General features: G+C 40.2%; 12 protein-coding genes. 5 read left to right on the plus strand and 7 right to left on the minus strand.

Features of this window, described 5'->3' with window-relative positions:
• Positions 1-87: 87 nt before the first annotated feature.
• The 3 genes from ACSVDJ_RS16710 to ACSVDJ_RS16720 form a co-directional block, all read right to left on the minus strand.
• The gene (locus ACSVDJ_RS16710; RefSeq protein ID WP_518619448.1) at positions 88-609 is read right to left on the minus strand and encodes a Cif family virulence factor; all 522 of its coding nucleotides are present in this window, start codon (positions 607-609) and stop codon (positions 88-90) included.
• A gap of 80 nt (positions 610-689) precedes the next feature.
• Positions 690-1,370: a response regulator gene (locus tag ACSVDJ_RS16715; protein WP_439167378.1), complete on the minus strand. Its 681-nt coding sequence runs from the start codon at positions 1,368-1,370 to the stop codon at positions 690-692.
• A 23-nt stretch (positions 1,371-1,393) separates the two neighbouring features.
• On the minus strand, positions 1,394-2,548 hold the full coding sequence (locus ACSVDJ_RS16720; protein ID WP_439167380.1) for a sensor histidine kinase: 1,155 nt from the start codon (positions 2,546-2,548) through the stop codon (positions 1,394-1,396).
• Between the two features lie 409 nt (positions 2,549-2,957).
• Here ACSVDJ_RS16720 and ACSVDJ_RS16725 point away from each other — a divergent pair, with 409 nt between their 5' ends.
• Together ACSVDJ_RS16725 and ACSVDJ_RS16730 are read left to right on the plus strand one after the other, a co-directional pair.
• Positions 2,958-3,599 carry a YigZ family protein gene (locus ACSVDJ_RS16725; RefSeq protein WP_439167382.1) on the plus strand — a complete coding sequence of 214 codons (642 nt, stop codon included), beginning with the start codon at positions 2,958-2,960 and terminating at the stop codon, positions 3,597-3,599.
• 133 nt (positions 3,600-3,732) lie between these two features.
• Positions 3,733-4,722 carry an LCP family protein gene (locus tag ACSVDJ_RS16730; protein ID WP_439167384.1) on the plus strand — a complete coding sequence of 330 codons (990 nt, stop codon included), beginning with the start codon at positions 3,733-3,735 and terminating at the stop codon, positions 4,720-4,722.
• A gap of 123 nt (positions 4,723-4,845) precedes the next feature.
• On the opposite strand, the gene ACSVDJ_RS16735 is transcribed toward ACSVDJ_RS16730, so the two are convergent.
• Complete coding sequence (locus ACSVDJ_RS16735) at positions 4,846-5,895, minus strand: glycosyltransferase family 4 protein (RefSeq protein WP_439167386.1); 1,050 nt, start codon at positions 5,893-5,895, stop codon at positions 4,846-4,848.
• 353 nt (positions 5,896-6,248) lie between these two features.
• Between ACSVDJ_RS16735 and secA2 the strand changes: the two genes are divergently transcribed.
• Together secA2 and ACSVDJ_RS16745 are read left to right on the plus strand one after the other, a co-directional pair.
• A complete protein-coding gene (gene secA2, locus ACSVDJ_RS16740) occupies positions 6,249-8,600 on the plus strand; it encodes an accessory Sec system translocase SecA2 (RefSeq protein WP_439167388.1) in 2,352 nt (783 codons plus the stop codon).
• 7 nt (positions 8,601-8,607) lie between these two features.
• Entirely contained in the window at positions 8,608-9,507 is a 900-nt protein-coding gene (locus ACSVDJ_RS16745) for an accessory Sec system S-layer assembly protein (protein ID WP_439167390.1), read from the plus strand.
• A 223-nt stretch (positions 9,508-9,730) separates the two neighbouring features.
• Here ACSVDJ_RS16745 and ACSVDJ_RS16750 read toward each other — a convergent pair whose 3' ends face one another.
• The 3 genes from ACSVDJ_RS16750 to ACSVDJ_RS16760 form a co-directional block, all read right to left on the minus strand.
• Complete coding sequence (locus ACSVDJ_RS16750) at positions 9,731-11,515, minus strand: C40 family peptidase (RefSeq protein WP_439167392.1); 1,785 nt, start codon at positions 11,513-11,515, stop codon at positions 9,731-9,733.
• A gap of 327 nt (positions 11,516-11,842) precedes the next feature.
• Complete coding sequence (locus tag ACSVDJ_RS16755; RefSeq protein WP_439167394.1) at positions 11,843-13,846, minus strand: penicillin-binding transpeptidase domain-containing protein; 2,004 nt, start codon at positions 13,844-13,846, stop codon at positions 11,843-11,845.
• 60 nt (positions 13,847-13,906) lie between these two features.
• On the minus strand, positions 13,907-14,863 hold the full coding sequence (locus tag ACSVDJ_RS16760) for a DMT family transporter (RefSeq protein WP_439167396.1): 957 nt from the start codon (positions 14,861-14,863) through the stop codon (positions 13,907-13,909).
• Positions 14,864-15,181: 318 nt separating this feature from the next.
• Between ACSVDJ_RS16760 and ACSVDJ_RS16765 the strand changes: the two genes are divergently transcribed.
• Positions 15,182-16,339, plus strand: coding sequence for a 3-phenylpropionate MFS transporter (locus ACSVDJ_RS16765; protein WP_439167398.1), 1,158 nt, complete (start codon positions 15,182-15,184; stop codon positions 16,337-16,339).
• The last annotated feature ends 28 nt before the right edge of the window (positions 16,340-16,367 follow it).

Genomic DNA, 16,367 nt, shown 5'->3' on the forward strand with positions numbered 1-16,367 from the left:
TTGATTATGAATTGTCTTTATCCCGCATTAACGGGCTGTAAAACCCCTCTGATTGAAGTTTCACTTTATTATAACAATTTTCAGACATTATTGCATAGCGGACAAAGCGGCTTGTTTCCATCCTTCTTCTTCCTTTTTAAACGTCATTACTTGGCGCGTCTCATCTTCAATTTCTTTTCCTGTCTCTAAATCCTTCGTTACTGACTTCATAACGATAAATATATGAGCTTCTTGCTCTTCTTCATCATACTTAATAATTTTCGTATGCTGCGGCTCCATATGTATATCAAAAGCGTCGAAATATTTTTTGACATATTTCCGCTCTTCTTCTAAATCTCGAGATTCTTTAGAAATGGTATGAATGTAAGTCTCTAAATCTTTCGCATTAAATGCTGAAATATGCTGCTCAAACGCTGCCATAATCTCCTCTTTTATTTCGGGAGGTAAGTTTTTCGCTTCCTCAATCGGTTGCTTAACCGTCTGATTTTCTGTTTCATTCGTTTCTTCCACTTGCTTTGATTCTTCCTTTTTTCCCCCCGCTCCACAGCCGACAAGTGTAGTGCTGATGAGCAGAGCAAGAGCGATCGTTTTCAACCTTAACACGTTCATCCACGTCCTTTCCGCACGATTCAGTCACGAACTCTTTTTCATGACAAAAAGACCGCCCACCCGGACGATCTTTTCTTCAATTATCTTACTTCGACCCAGCCTTTTTTAATGGCGGTAACGACGGCCTGCGTCCGGTCATTAACGTTCATTTTTTGCAGGATGTTACTAACGTGGTTTTTCACCGTTTTTTCACTGATGTATAGCGCATCTCCAATGCCGCGGTTGCTTTTTCCGTCGGCTAGAAGTTGCAGTACTTCACATTCACGACGTGTGAGTAAATGAAGTGGACGGCGCACTTCTACTTGTTGGAAGCCCTTACCTTTTCCTTCATCATTTGCTAGACGGCGATAGTCTTTAATAAGATTATGAGTCACGCGTGGATGCAAGTAAGATCCGCCTTCTGAAACAACTTTGACTGCTTCAATTAAAGCATCCGCATCCATTTCTTTTAATAAATAGCCCATAGCTCCTGATTTTAAAGCATGTGTGACGTAGTTCTCATCATCGTGAATGCTCAAAATGATCACTTTCGTATTTGGAAACTTGTCCACAAGCGTACGTGTTGCTTCTACTCCGTTAACTTCCGGCATATTAATATCCATTAACACAACGTCTGGACTATGTTCGATAACAAGCTTCATCGCTTCCGATCCGTCATCTCCTTCAGCTACTACATCAAAGGATTCTTCAAATTCTAAAATCCGCTTAACTCCCTCACGAAATAATTGATGATCATCGATAATAACGATTTTTGTTTTCATCTTTTCTCCCCCTCTATACAATGCTATTCCAAAATAGGAATACTAATCATAACTACAGTTCCTTTGTTTGGTTTGGATTGAATCGAAAGTTCTCCCTCTAGAAGCTCTAGTCGTTCCTTCATCCCAATGATGCCAAATGACTCTTTCTTTATCTCAGTGACATCGAACCCTTTTCCATCATCTTTCACGACAGCTAGTACATTCTGTTTATTGATTTCTAACTTGACAGTGATCTGAGTTGCTTCGGCATGCTTCAAAGCATTCTGGACAGATTCTTGTATGAGTCGGAACAAGGCTACCTCTAATTTGGCTGGCAAGCGTTTTTCGCCCCCCAAATTGACGAAATGGATTTGTGTCGATTTATTTAATGATTGTATATATTCTTCAATGGTTACTAAATATTTTTTTATCGTTGGGATTAAACCTAAATCATCTAAAGCCATAGGGCGTAAATCATAGATAATCCTTCTCACTTCGTACAATGCAGAACGAACCATTTTCCTTAAACTACGAAGTTCTTGAAACGCTTCTTCTATATCGCGTTCTTTATATAGTTTCTCTATTAAGTCTGATCGCAATAGAACGTTCGCCATCATTTGAGCGGGACCGTCGTGAATTTCTCTTGATAGCCTCTTTCTTTCCTCCTCTTGAGCCTCCATAATCCGAAACCCAAACTCCTGTTTCAAACGAGCATCTTCTAACACTTCGCCAATCTTCTTCATATCTTGATTCAAGTAGTTTAAAACAACTGATACTTGTGTGACAAGATGTTCCGCTCGCTGAATCGTGGACTCAACAGAGACCAATCTTCTTTCTAAATCATTTCGCTTTTCAATGAGCTGCTTCTCGCTTTGGCGTGAAATTAGTAACTTTAATTGCAAGTCATGTGCTCTTTCATACGTCTCGCGAACAAACTCTTCAGAATAAGCGTGAAAATTCTTACTCACTTCCGCGAGCCTTTTGCGCGCCATACTTACTTTCAATTCAAGTTGCTCCTGCTCATCGATTAGTGTATGTACTTGATCACGAACAGTATTTAGTTCAACAAGTAAGATTTGATAATCCTTTCTACTTTGTTCTGCAATAGTGAAAATTTCTCCTTTACTATTGTCCACGGTTTCGATGATTTTTTTTAATATCGTATCTAAAACGGCTATATTGTTATTTGTATTAAACATAGAACGTCCTTCCTCCGACAATACCATTTTACCTGTATCTCTACATTTTCACTAGAAAGAACAGACGGTTTTATGGAAATTTAATCAAAAAGGCATATAAGTATCATATTTGTAACACGCAAGTAGGTCTTAAGACTTTACAATTACAAACAAAACCCATACTTATTATGTAACCATTATGACCTAAAATAAAACATATATACTTTGAAGTGATGACGATTGTATTATAACATGTAAACTTTTAACTTAGCTTAAAGTTGCATGACCTTTTGATTAAAAATTGATGTCAACGGAGATAGCTCTTTTTTCTTTTTCTATTTTTATATATTATAAGTGTAATTCATTTCCTAATTACTAGTCACAAAAATCGAAAATGATATTTTTTTCATATGAATTGGAGGCAGATCCATTGTTATCTCAATATTATACAGTTAAAGGCTACGGTGAACATGAAATCATTATACAAAAATCACGGTTTATTGCCTACATTAGTCGAGCCGAATCGGAAGAAGAAGCACAGCAATTTATCGCAGACATCAAAAAACAACATTGGAACGCTACGCATAATTGCTCCGCTTATATGATCGGAGAAACCAATTCGATTCAAAAAGCAAACGATGATGGCGAACCGAGCGGAACAGCTGGTGTTCCGATGCTTGAAGTATTAAAAAAACGAAACTTAAAAGACACCGTCGTTGTTGTTACCCGTTACTTCGGTGGCATTAAATTAGGAACGGGCGGATTAATTCGCGCATACGGTAAAGCAACGTCTGAAGGAATTACAGTAACCGGTGTCGTTGAACGTCGTCTCATGCAAATTATGAAAACGACGATTGACTATACTTGGCTCGGCAAAATCGAAAACGAATTGCGCTCGTCCATTTACACGATTAAAGATATTCATTATTTGGATACCGTCGAAATCGAAACTTTCGTCAAAGAAAACGAAAAAGAGGCATTTATTCAGTGGATGACGGAATTAACAAATGGACAAGCCGTCATTGACGAAGGCGAAGTACTTTACCAAGAACAACCAGTTGACAACAATTAAGAAAATAAAATTTACTGTTAAATCTAATCATAGTAAAATAAAGTGTGGGTTATTTGATCAAAACACGATGCATCATATTGAAATTAGCTATTCCCTTAGCAAGATTAATTACTGAAGGAGCTTAGGAAAATTTATGCCAACCGAAAGACAACGTATGCAAAGGCACAAGAGGCAAAAAAGAAAACGTCGCCTTGTGTTTCTACTGCTACTCCCGCTATTGTTTCTTACATTCACTGCCGCTGGTTATGGCGCCTTTTTATACAAAAAGGCCGAATCCGTTTTCAAAGATTCCTACCTCGATGACGGCCGTCACAAGTCTGAACTTCGCGATGCCAAAGTCCATCCATTAAAAGATAATATATCTATATTATTTATCGGAGTAGATGAGAGCGAATCACGAGAAAAAGAATTCGGAGGAAAAACACGTTCAGACGCTTTAATGCTAGCCACATTAAACATTGAAGATAAATCGATCAAATTAGTCAGCATTCCTCGCGACTCTTACGTACATGTTCCAGAGGTTGGATACGAAACAAAGATCAATCACGCTCATTTTTACGGCGGTCCAAAAGCTACAATTGAGACCGTAGAAGATTTGTTAGAGATTCCCGTTGATTATTACATCCGTATGAACTTTTACGCGTTTATTGATGTAGTTGATGCACTAGGTGGCATTACATTTGATGTTCCATACGAACTCAAAGAAAAAGATTCGAACGATATTCATAATGCCGTCCAGTTAGAGCCTGGAAAGCAAGAATTAGATGGCGAAGAAGCATTAGCAGTTGCACGTACTCGTAAATACGATAATGATATCGAGCGCGGGAAACGTCAACAGCAGCTACTTGAAGCGATTGCGAAAGAAGCTCTTTCTATCAACTCCATTACAAAATACGATGAAATTCTAGATGCAGTTGGCTCTAACATGCGAACAAATATGACATTTGGGGAAATGAAGTCCCTAATTGAATATGGAAAATCTGGTAGCCTACAATTTGAAACGATTACGTTAAAAGGAACAGATGGAAAAGATAGGAACAATAAATATATTTATGAATTAGATGAACTTGAATTAGAGGTCATCAAAAAAGAGCTGTCGAGACATCTTGGATTAGAGGAATAAATAAACAAAACAGTACCGAAACGCGGTACTGTTTTTTCTATTCACCATCTATATGAATCTATTACTATCTCAACTCAAACAAAAAAAGCAGTCGAAATCAATCGACCGCTTTTTTGTTTTATATTAATTCTTTTTGACTCGAACGCGCATCAAATTCATTAACGGCTTATAATTGGAACCAACAAGCCCGACACTTTCGACAAACAATTCAATTGCCACAACTAAAACGGCGATAAGGACGATCGCGCCCCAAATCGTTGCCATCGTAAAAATCACCGCGGCCAAGCCAAACATTGAGGCGATCGCATAGATAATCATAACCGTCTGCTTATGCGTATAGCCCATACGCAGCAAACAATGATGCAAATGCGATTTATCTGGCGCAGATAACGGTTGCTTATTCACTTTCCGTCTAATGATCGCAAAGAATGTATCTGTAATCGGCACACCGAGAATAATGATCGGAATGATTAATGAAACGACCGTTACATTTTTGAATCCGAGCAAAGCGAGCACGGAAATAATATAGCCTAAAAATAGCGCTCCTGTGTCTCCCATAAAGATCTTTGCCGGATGAAAGTTATAATGCAAAAATCCAAGCGTGCTTCCTAACACAAGCAAAGCGACACTCATTACATATAAATCACCTTTCATATAGGCCATTAAACTAATGGTAAACAAAGCAATTGATGACACACCAGCGGCTAGTCCATCTAGTCCATCAATTAAATTAATTGCATTCGTAATGCCGACAATCCAAAGAATCGTCAGTGGAATACTAAAGTAGCCAAATTCCATTTGACCACCGAACGGAAGGTTAATATCTTCCATCTGCACACCACCATACACAACGACGACAAGTGCAGCAAGTAGCTGTCCAGCAAGCTTGACTTTAGCCGATAATTCAAAGCGATCATCTAGCACTCCTGTAATAATAATGATCACACCACCAAGAATGATCGCAAAATTGAAATCCGCTTGCGGTTGTAGCACGAACATTCCAATCATGAAGCTAATAAAAATCGCTAATCCTCCCATTCGGGGCATAATTCTCTGGTGTACTTTACGATAATTCGGTTTGTCCACTGCACCAACAGCAATCGCCAATTTCTTGACAAGCGGCGTAATCGCTAACGATGCGATTAAACAAATCACAAAGGCAAGGGCAACCATGTAGTACCTCCTTAAATAATGAGCAAATGGATATATTTTATCTAAAAAACATTGAAGTCAATATCATTATTTTTTACAGCATGAAATGATTTTACAGCAACTCATCTTACATTTTCTCATAAACTGTTTTTTTTTCAACAATTTAATTGTAAATTTTTCAGTTACAAACATTTTACAATTGTATTTCCCTTTTGAATGTCCGTAATAAAACATGACTTTCGCTAAACAAAAATAGCTTTCAAAATTGTCACGTACCTCCCGTTATGATAGTCAATCGTTACGGATTTTGGTAAGATTAAATAATGATTTGAATTGATTTTCTAGTGAATTACTCTAAGGGAGCGTAAAAATACATGATTTCGTTTTTTAAAAAATTAAGCGATTCAAACGATCAGCGCTTAAAACAATATTATAAACTCGTTGACCAAATAAATGCATTAGAAACGACTTTCGAAGGACTTACGGATGATGAATTAGCTCAGAAAACGGTGAACTTTAAAGAAAGATTAACTAATGGAGAAACGATCGATGACATTAAAGTTGAAGCATTCGCTACAGTACGAGAAGCATCTAAACGCATACTTGGCATGAGGCATTATGACGTACAGTTGATTGGTGGCCTTGTACTAACGGATGCCAATATTGCTGAAATGCCTACAGGAGAAGGAAAAACACTTGTCGCTTCGCTTCCAAGCTATTTGCGCGCCCTTGAAGAAAAAGGCGTTCATGTTATTACGGTCAACGAGTATTTAGCAGAACGTGACCGCCAAACGATTGGACCGCTTCATGAATTTCTCGGCCTAACTGTTGGATTAAATCTCCCGTTGATGGACCCTGATCAAAAACAAGCGGCTTACCAAGCGGATATTACATACGGAGTTGGAACTGAATTTGGCTTTGACTATTTAAGAGATAATATGGTGTGGCATCCGACTCAGCGCGTGCAACGTCCCTATCATTTCGCCATCATCGATGAAGTCGATAGCGTATTAATTGATGAAGCTAAAACCCCCCTCATCATTGCTGGAAAGATGCCGGGAAGCTCCGAACTTCATTATATTGGCGCGCGAGTAGCGAAACGATTTAAGCGCGATGAAGATTATAACTTAGATGATGAAACAAAAGCTGTTAGCCTTACCGATCAAGGTATTGAAAAAGTAGAAGAAGCATTTGGTGTAGATAATTTATATGAGCTTGAACATCAAACGCTTTATCACTATATGATTCAAGCTGTACGTGCCCATGTGATGTTCACACGAGATGTAGACTATATCATTAAAGACGGGAAGATTTTACTTGTGGATATGTTTACAGGTCGGACGATGGAAGGTCGCTCGTTAAGCGATGGGCTGCACCAAGCGCTTGAAGCAAAAGAAGGGCTTGAAATCACCGACGAAAATAAGACACAAGCATCCATTACGATCCAGAATTACTTCCGTATGTATCCTCATCTTTCCGGAATGACAGGGACAGCGAAAACGGAAGAAAAAGAATTTGAGCAAGTATACAATATGATGGTCATTCAAATTCCAACAAATCGACCGAAACAACGAGTAGATATGCCCGATCACGTCTTTTCGACATCCGATCAAAAATATCAAGCAGTTACGGAAGAAGTAACCAAACGACACAAACTGGGACAGCCGGTACTTGTAGGAACAACTTCGATTCTACAATCTGAAAAAGTGGCTGAACACTTTACAGAAGCTGGACTAACCTTTGAATTATTAAACGCCAAAAGCGTTGAACAAGAAGTCGAGCTAATCTCAAAAGCAGGACAAAAAGGGCAAATTACGATCGCCACCAATATGGCAGGGCGTGGAACCGATATTCTCTTAGGTGACGGTGTCGCTGAGCTTGGAGGACTTCATGTCATTGGAACAGAGCGTCATGAAAGTCGCCGCGTCGATAATCAGCTAAAAGGACGTTCTGGACGTCAAGGAGATCCTGGCTCCAGCCAATTCTTTATTTCCTTAGCAGACGATATGTTCAGACGCTTCGCTAAAGAAGAATTAGAGAAGATGGAAAAGAAGCTAGACATCGATGAAAACGGCCTTGTGCTAAACAAGAAAATTCATGAATTTGTTGATCGCACTCAACGCATTGTAGAAGGCGCCAACTTCGCGATGAGAGAATATAACTTGAAACTAGATGATGTGATTAACGAGCAACGCAATATTATTTATGGCCTTAGAAACAAAATGGTCAACGAAGAAGAAATATTTGACCATTTCCTTAACGCTGTCAAGCAAGCGAGCTTCGATGAGGTGGAGCACATTTGTCATGAAGACCTAGAAATAGACGAATGGGATTTAAAACAGCTGAAAATCAATGTGGAATCCATTCTCGGAGGACACTCCATTTCCTTGCCTGAAGACATTGCAAACAGAGAAGAAATTCAACAAATCGTCAAGCAAGCAGCTGACAACTATTGCGAAGAATTACAATCGTTAGCCGAGCCTTCTTGGGATGACTATATTAAACAAATTACTCTCTCGAATATTGATCGCTTATGGGTAAGCCACATCGAAAATATGACGAGACTGAAAGAAGGCATCGGCCTTCGCTATTACCAACAAGAAGATCCAATGCGAATTTATGCGCGTGAAGGGCTTGAAATCTTCACGACGATGCACCATCAACTACAAAAAAACATCGCTATTCAATTCGGTTCATTTGTGAACGAACTAACTAAAAAGGAGTAGTCATCTTATGTTATCTTTTTTCAAAAAGAAAAGTAATGATAAAAGCAAATTAAAAAACGACGGACTCGAAAGCACTGTCCCATCCAGTGAATTAACGAACAGTGACACTCAAGAATCAACAGAAGAAATCGAAACGCCGCTTTCGCTTCATCCAGCAGCGACGATCTCGAAGGAACAAATGTATGTGTTGCGCTTTTTAAATAATGAACTGCCATTGTTAAAAGCAAATCAGCTATCTTTATCAGGAATCGAATGGGAGGAACAACCGGAAGGGCTAGCGGTTTCTGCTTTCGTCCGCAACTCGGTTGATAAAGACCTTCAACTAGGAGAAACTAGGTTATTACTAATGAATGAACAGCAACAAGTGAAAGCAAAGCATCTATTTAACATGAAAGAGATTGGTAGTCTACCAGCGCAAAGCAGTCGCCCATGGACATTCATTTTCCCAACTGAAACAATCGCTTCATCCATCGATTTAGCGAAGGAAAATTGGACGCTTGCATTCGATTTAACATCGACAAAGCATGAATTAGACTTAGCTCCTTCATGGGAGGAAGCTTTGCCGGAAGCGCAAAAAGAACAGCTACGAAAAGTCGTAGCAGAACTCGGAGATCCTGGCAAAAACGAACTCAACTTTACTGGCCTACAAGCCAAGTTCGCAGACGACGGTCAATTTCATGTTACTTTGTTAATGCGCAACGGCTATGAGAAGAACTTGAAGATCGAACAGCTTCCACTGCAAGTATTAGATCATCAAAAGGAAGTCATCGCAGAAGGACAGTTCACATTCGAGGATTTCGAAATCAAAGCGAACACAACGAAGCCATGGACCGTCATTTTCCATAAAGAGCTAGTGACGAAAGAACAGCCAGATTTAACGACTTGGAGCGTTCGAGTAAAAGGGTAGTTTCCGAGGATAAATCGATGATATTATATCCAAGATATGAAATTTTTTCTTGTGAATATAAGTAGATATGTTACAATAAAAGTGTAGTTTTCCGTTTTGTAAGTTATCGATAATATAGCGGCAACGGTTGGTGGTGGCCCGAAAGCATCTGCTCTTTGTAGCAGATGCTTTTTTTTGCACAAAAAAAGATGCAGACATATTTGCCTACATCCTTTCTAGTTGATTAGTAAAACCGTTTGAAGCTATCAAATCTCTGTTTAAAATAGGAATTATCTAAACTAGTAATAGTAATCCCTTGCGATGAGCTTGCTTGAATAAATTGATTGTTTCCAAGATAAATTCCCATATGTGAGATCCCTTTTTTATACGTGTTCTTAAAAAAGACGAGGTCTCCAGGCTGAGGGTTAGAAACGAAATAAGAGCGGCTATAATACCCTTCCGTATTCGTTCTAGGCAACTTCTTCCCGGCTTGGTTAAATACATAATAAATGTAGCCGCTGCAATCGAAGCCAGACGGTTGCTTGCCTCCCCACACGTACGGCACACCCATATGCTTTTTCGCTTCAGCAAGCAAACGAGCCACCGAAAAAGACCCACCGGATGGCTGTTCAGGCTTATTGACAACAGGTGGCTTCCCACCGTCGGCTGTCACCTTTAATGTTTGACCAACATAAATACTATCGGAACTTAAACCGTTTAACTGCTTCAATTGCTGCACACTCATATTAAACAGAATCGCTATCAAACTTAAAGAATCTCCATTTTTCACCACATATGAACCGCTAGACGTCGGCGGTTTTGGCTTTGAAGTTGGTGGCTTCGGTTTTGGTACAGGCGATTGACCACTTACTTTCAACTTTTGCCCAACGTAAATGATATGCGAGTTCAAACCGTTCAACTGCATTAATTGCGTTACACTCATTTTGTGCAATGCCGCAATTTTACTTAAAGAGTCTCCACTTTTAACTGTATATGTATTCGATGTAGCTGGCGGTTTGCTTGGTGGCTTCGATTGAGGTGGTGTTCCACTCACCTTCAATTTTTGTCCTACGTAAATGATATGCGAGTTCAAACCGTTCAACTGCATTAATTGCGTTACACTCATTTTGTGCAATGCTGCAATCTTACTTAAAGAGTCTCCACTTTTAACTATATATGTATTCGATGTAGCTGGCGGTTTGCTCGGTGGCTTCGGTTGAGGTGGTGTTCCACTCACCTTCAATTTTTGTCCTACGTAAATAATATGCGAGTTCAAACCATTCAACTGCATTAATTGCGTTACACTCATTTTGTGCAATGCCGCAATCTTACTTAAAGAGTCTCCACTTTTAACTGTATATGTGTTCGATGTAGCCGATGGTTTGCTTGGCGGCTTCGATTGAGAGGGTTTCCCACTTACCTTTAGTTTTTGTCCGACATAGATCATATGCGAGTTCAAGCCATTTAGCTGCATTAATTGCGTTACACTCATTTTGTACTTGGCTGCGATCTTACTTAAAGAGTCGCCGCTTTGGACCGCATATGTCGAAGCAGCTGCTGTCATCAAAGGTTTCTGCTCGCTAACAGAAGGAGCCTGTTCAGGGGATGCTTGACCGCTAACAATCAACTTCTGACCTTCATAAATGTTCGTTGACTTTAATCCGTTCAACTCTTGCAATTGAGCAACACTCATATTATAGATGGTAGCAATCGCAAACAGCGAGTCCCCTCCTTGAACAGTGTACACCTTTGTCCTAGAGACTTGTTTTGACACAGAAGCACTTGTTACTTGCTCTTCTTCAACCAGCAAAGGTTCGCTAATCACCTTCAATGTTTGATCGGCATACAGTTGATCACTATTCAATTCATTTATTTTCTTTAGAACTTCTAAATCGACATTATATGTTTTGGCAATGCTCTCCAGCGTCTCACCAGGCTTAACCACATGATTTTCCGCTGCTTCTACCGCTGTCACAGCACCGGCTGAAATCATCACTGCTGTCGATAAGGTGAATAGAGTTTTTTTCATTTCGACTCTCCTCTCAGATGAAGCTTCTTGAACGAATCACTTTTTTATTTATATCGACCCGCTTCGGATAGACTTAATACACATCTAGCCTTAAGAATCTTTATACCTATAATACTCCTTTAAAATTTACATTTATATTCATTTGAGTATGATAAAAGATATAAATAAGCATCATGTGAATCGATTGATAACGAGCATTTATTTTATTGTAAAAGTCCTATTCCAACTTGTTTTTTCCAATCGAATAGTACTAGATGCCCGTTGCTACATTTACTATACAAAAAAAGACAGCCATCAACAAATCATTGATAGCCGTCTCTTTCTTCTTTATTTAGCTTGTAAAAAAACATTTCGACTCGCTTCGATCGCTAATTTGCTTCCTCCCTGTCCGTTTACTCCTTCGACCATCAGAGCTAACATCAACGTAGGGTTGTTCTGATCATAAGCGACAAATAAGCCGTTTTCTTTTCCTTTTGTTCCTTGAGTGGCTTTTAACTCAGCTGTACCCGTTTTTCCAGCTAACGCTAAGCTTGGCACATCGGCTGACTTCGCCGTTCCCTTTTGAACGACGAGTCGCAAATCTTGTTGCAACATCTTAGCATCCTCTACTGTCAACAAGTTTTTTTTCCATTGTTTTGGCGGTGTGTTGGCCAATAACTGCGGCTTCATCATCGTTCCATCATTGACAATCGCTCCATATACCGAAGCGAGATGAAGCATGCTCGTTAATACTTCACCTTGACCGTAGCCTGTGTCACTTAACAATAGTTCTTTATTCAAATCCCCACTATTTGAAATTTGTGATTTTCGAATCGGATAGTCGAATGGTAACTTTTCGCTAAAACCGAGTGCTTTCATACCCGATACCATTTTTTCTGGACCAATTTCTAGTGCTGTTTGGGCAAAGTAAATATTATCGGAATACATGAGTGCTTCTTGTAAGTTAACCGGCTGACCGATATCCTTTACCCGTGTAACTCGATAACTTCCCCATGAAGCATCCTTTTGCCATTGTAGCCCTTGAATATCTCGCTCCTTTTTCGGGTCAAGCGTCCCCTCTTTTAAACCGATTGCTACGGTCAACGGCTTGATTGTCGAACCAGGTGAATAAGTCGCCGCAAATCGATTGAGCAGCGGCTTCTTCGGATCGCTTTCTAATTCTTTGTAACGTTCATTGCTTACACCACGCACAAATTCATTCGGGTCAAATGCTGGAGAGCTTGCGAGCGTTAACACCTCTCCTGTTGTCGGATGAACAGCGGCGGCAGTACCCGGCATCCCTTTGAACTGCTCATAGACATTTTTTTGCAGTTCCGCATCGATTGCTACTTTAACATCTTTTCCGTTTTGAGCTGCTGTTTCAGCTAACGTCACCGGCTCTGCTTTCGGTTTTGCAATATAAATTCGATGCCCGTTCTTTTCCTTCAATTCCTCCTCTAATAGCTGCTCCAATCCGCGTTTGCCAATTTGGTCATGCTCTGTATACCCTTTATCCTTTAGCTTTTTCAGCTCATCTCCATTAACGGCGCCAATGTAGCCTGTTAAATGAGCGGCCGCTTCTTTATACGGATACTCACGCATTGATATTGCTTCCACCGTCGCCCCAGGTAGTTCCCGAAGCTTGTCTACCGTTTGTTGCTCGCTATAAGCTAGCTTCTTCAACGGAACAAAATAGCCTGGCTGTACCCAGCTTTGCTTCAGCTGTTCGTCAATAAATTGCGGCTCAATCTGAAGCAACTGAGCGACGTTCGCTTTCGCCTCAGCATTCTCATCGATTTCCCCCGCACTTATCCCCGCCATATAACCGCGACCATTGATCGCTAAAGAGTTTCCATTACGGTCAAAAATTTGCCCGCGTTTCCCCTTTAACGTTTCAATGCGAATCTTATCGCCTTCATCTAATTCAGGAAAAATATACGTCGTATCCCAATCAACGAACCAGTTTTCTTCCTCTTCTGTTTCTTTCCGCTTTAAGACAGCGGTCTTCTCAAAGCTGATCGGTCCCGCTAGCGTATCCATCTCCACCTTGATCGGAATCTCCGCTCGCTTTTTCTCTCCCCAATCTTTCTCCTCTTTGGCAAGGGAAGTGACTTTAAAGTTCTTCACCTCTAAATCTTCATAAATCGCTTGATAGCGCTCGCTAAAATCCTTCTCCTTCACTTTTTCTTTCACAGTAGGAGAGACATACGTTTTGTACATGCTATTAAACTTTTGTTGATTCCATAGCTTGACATATTCATTAAGACGCTCTTCTGGAGAAGGCATCCGATTGCAGGCCGCAAGACTGAACAGCAACAAGAATAGTCCAATCATCCATATGTATTTCTTCATCTTTTCACCTCGAAGTTTTTGTGATCACATCTGACCTCTTCTTATTATAACAGGAAAAATCTAGTTGTTTATAGCTAGTTTTTTCGCATGCGATACGTAGCTATGCAACACCATGCCAAGAACAATCAACAGCATACCCATCCAAGAAACAGCAGTTGGCAACGGCGCCGCTAAAAGAACAGCTTCTCCTGCGACAGCAAACAGCACTTCAAGCGATTGCGTCGCCTCAACCGCTCCTAGCTTCTGCATATTTCCTCGTACAAGATCAGTTGCTGCAAAAAATAGTACCGTAGCAAATACACCAGAAAAAAGAGCGACAAGTCCAGACTGCATCACTTGATTTTCACTTGGCCAGCCAACCGTCGTCACTGCATATACAGACAAAAGCAACCAAAACGGCAAGCTAGCAAGCGTCATTCCAAGCACACGTTGATAGGCATCTAACCGGTTCGAACAGACGTCCATCATTTTTCGATTTCCAAGCGGATAAGCAAAGGATGCCACAATAATAGGCAGTGTACATAAAAGAACCGCTTGCCACGAAAGGCTTTGGGCGTGTTCGATTTGCATAAGAGCAACACCAACTAAAATAACCAATGACATCGCAAGTCCACGAATCGGAATTTCACCTCGTTGTTTCGTCATGCCATTTGCTGTCTGTATCGTAACCAAAAACAGCGGCGCTAGCAAAGAACCAGAAATAATCGTGATTTGCCACGTTCCTGCAATTAGCCAGCCAGGCCCGTAAGCAGCTGCAAAGCATAATGGAGCGTAGAAAAAGCCGAAACCAACGATGCTCCATAACAACCAGCTTAAAGGATTTTTCTTCATTTCTTGAAAAAGAGGATGCAACCCTTTTCTAGCTGCAACAACAATAAGCAACAGTGGCACCATAAACAAATAGCGCAAGGACGCACTCCACATCCAAGAGCCTCCGTCTACTTCCATTAATCGATTTAATACAAACGTAAAAGCAAAGAAAAATGCAGATAGTATTCCTAATATAATTGGTCTCATCTAACTCCCCCATTCCAAAAGAGACTACATACAATATACCGAATATTTGAAAATTAATAAAAACAAAAAAGCGCCGGCAAAAAGAAATTCTTTTCACCAGCCGCTTTTCGTTGATTATGCCCAATAAGCAACTGAGCGCTTTTTCAGCATTTCACGGTTTTGTTCAGTTGTTTCTTAGTCAATCTCTCCTTCATCAAATACAAACACAATCGGCTCTTTTCTTGATTTAAAAAATAGCAACAGACAAATATCCATGACAGCCCTAAATGCTTCCTATATAATGAAACAGTTAAAAATTTAAATTGTGAGGTTTTCTTCTTGTCTAAAGCACAAAATTGGTTATCGTTAAACTTTTTTACTTTTTTCTTTACTTGGGGAATTTTCATACCGTATTGGACGGCTTGGTTAATTTCGAGTAAAGGATTAACAATCGAATCAGCAAGTACCGTCATTGCGGTTGGCTTGCTCGTTCGTTCATTTTCTACCTTTTTTATTTTCCCTGCTTTAAGCAGTAAATTCCCGATCGGTCTATTAATGAAGGGATTGGCTATTGCAAGTATTGTTTTGCTCTATTTATTTATCCCGTTTGATTCGTTTTATGCGATGATTTTGGCGATGACGTTGTTTAGCCTTGTGTATCCGCTCATGATGCCATTGACGGAGAGCATCGGGGCGATCATGATGCAAAGCGAACGCATTAACTATGGAAAAAGCCGCTCTTTTGGGTCTATCGGTTACACGATTGGTTTACTACTGATTGGAGCTGTCACGGCCTATTGGGGAGAGGAAGCGATCATTTATGTGATGTTTGCCGGCTGCCTGCTCGTCGTCATTTCGGCATTTTATCGCACGCCTGCCTCCTTACAGGAAAAATCTGAGACAACCTCTGTCCCGTTTCGCTCACTACTTCAATCGAAGCGTTTTGTGATCGCCATGATCATTTGTGTATTAATTCAAGGTGCTCATGCCTCGTACTACAATTACGGCTTTTTATATTCACAGCATTTGGGCGTAAATAATACGTGGAGCGGCGTCATATTAAATATTGCCGTCATTTCAGAAATTATCTTTTTTATGATGGCGGATCGATTAATGAAAAATGTTCATGTGTCTTCGATGTTCCTTGTCGCTGCACTTGCTTCGGTCGTTCGGTGGACATTGTTATTCGTCTTTCCGAACGTACCTGTATATATTTTCACGCAGCTACTTCATTCGTTAACATTCGGGCTTGCTCATTTCGCCTTTATTCGTTTGCTCTATCAAGAATTTTCCAGTCGTGAAATTCCTACGGCTCAAGGGATTTACGCATCGCTCGGAATGGGGCTTAGCACGTCTTTATTAACCTTTGCGGGCGGCTATTTATACAAGGAAACACCGGGACTCGCTTTTCTAGGAATGACCGTTGTGATCATCCCTGCTATTTTCCTTAGTCTCTATATGAAAAAAAATTACGATTCTCCTCTAGAAAATCGGTGAAAATGCTTTCAAAACCTGTTTTTTCCCT

This window comes from Bacillus sp. Hm123, assembly GCF_051842975.2.
Lineage (GTDB): Bacteria > Bacillota > Bacilli > Bacillales > Domibacillaceae > Bacillus_CE.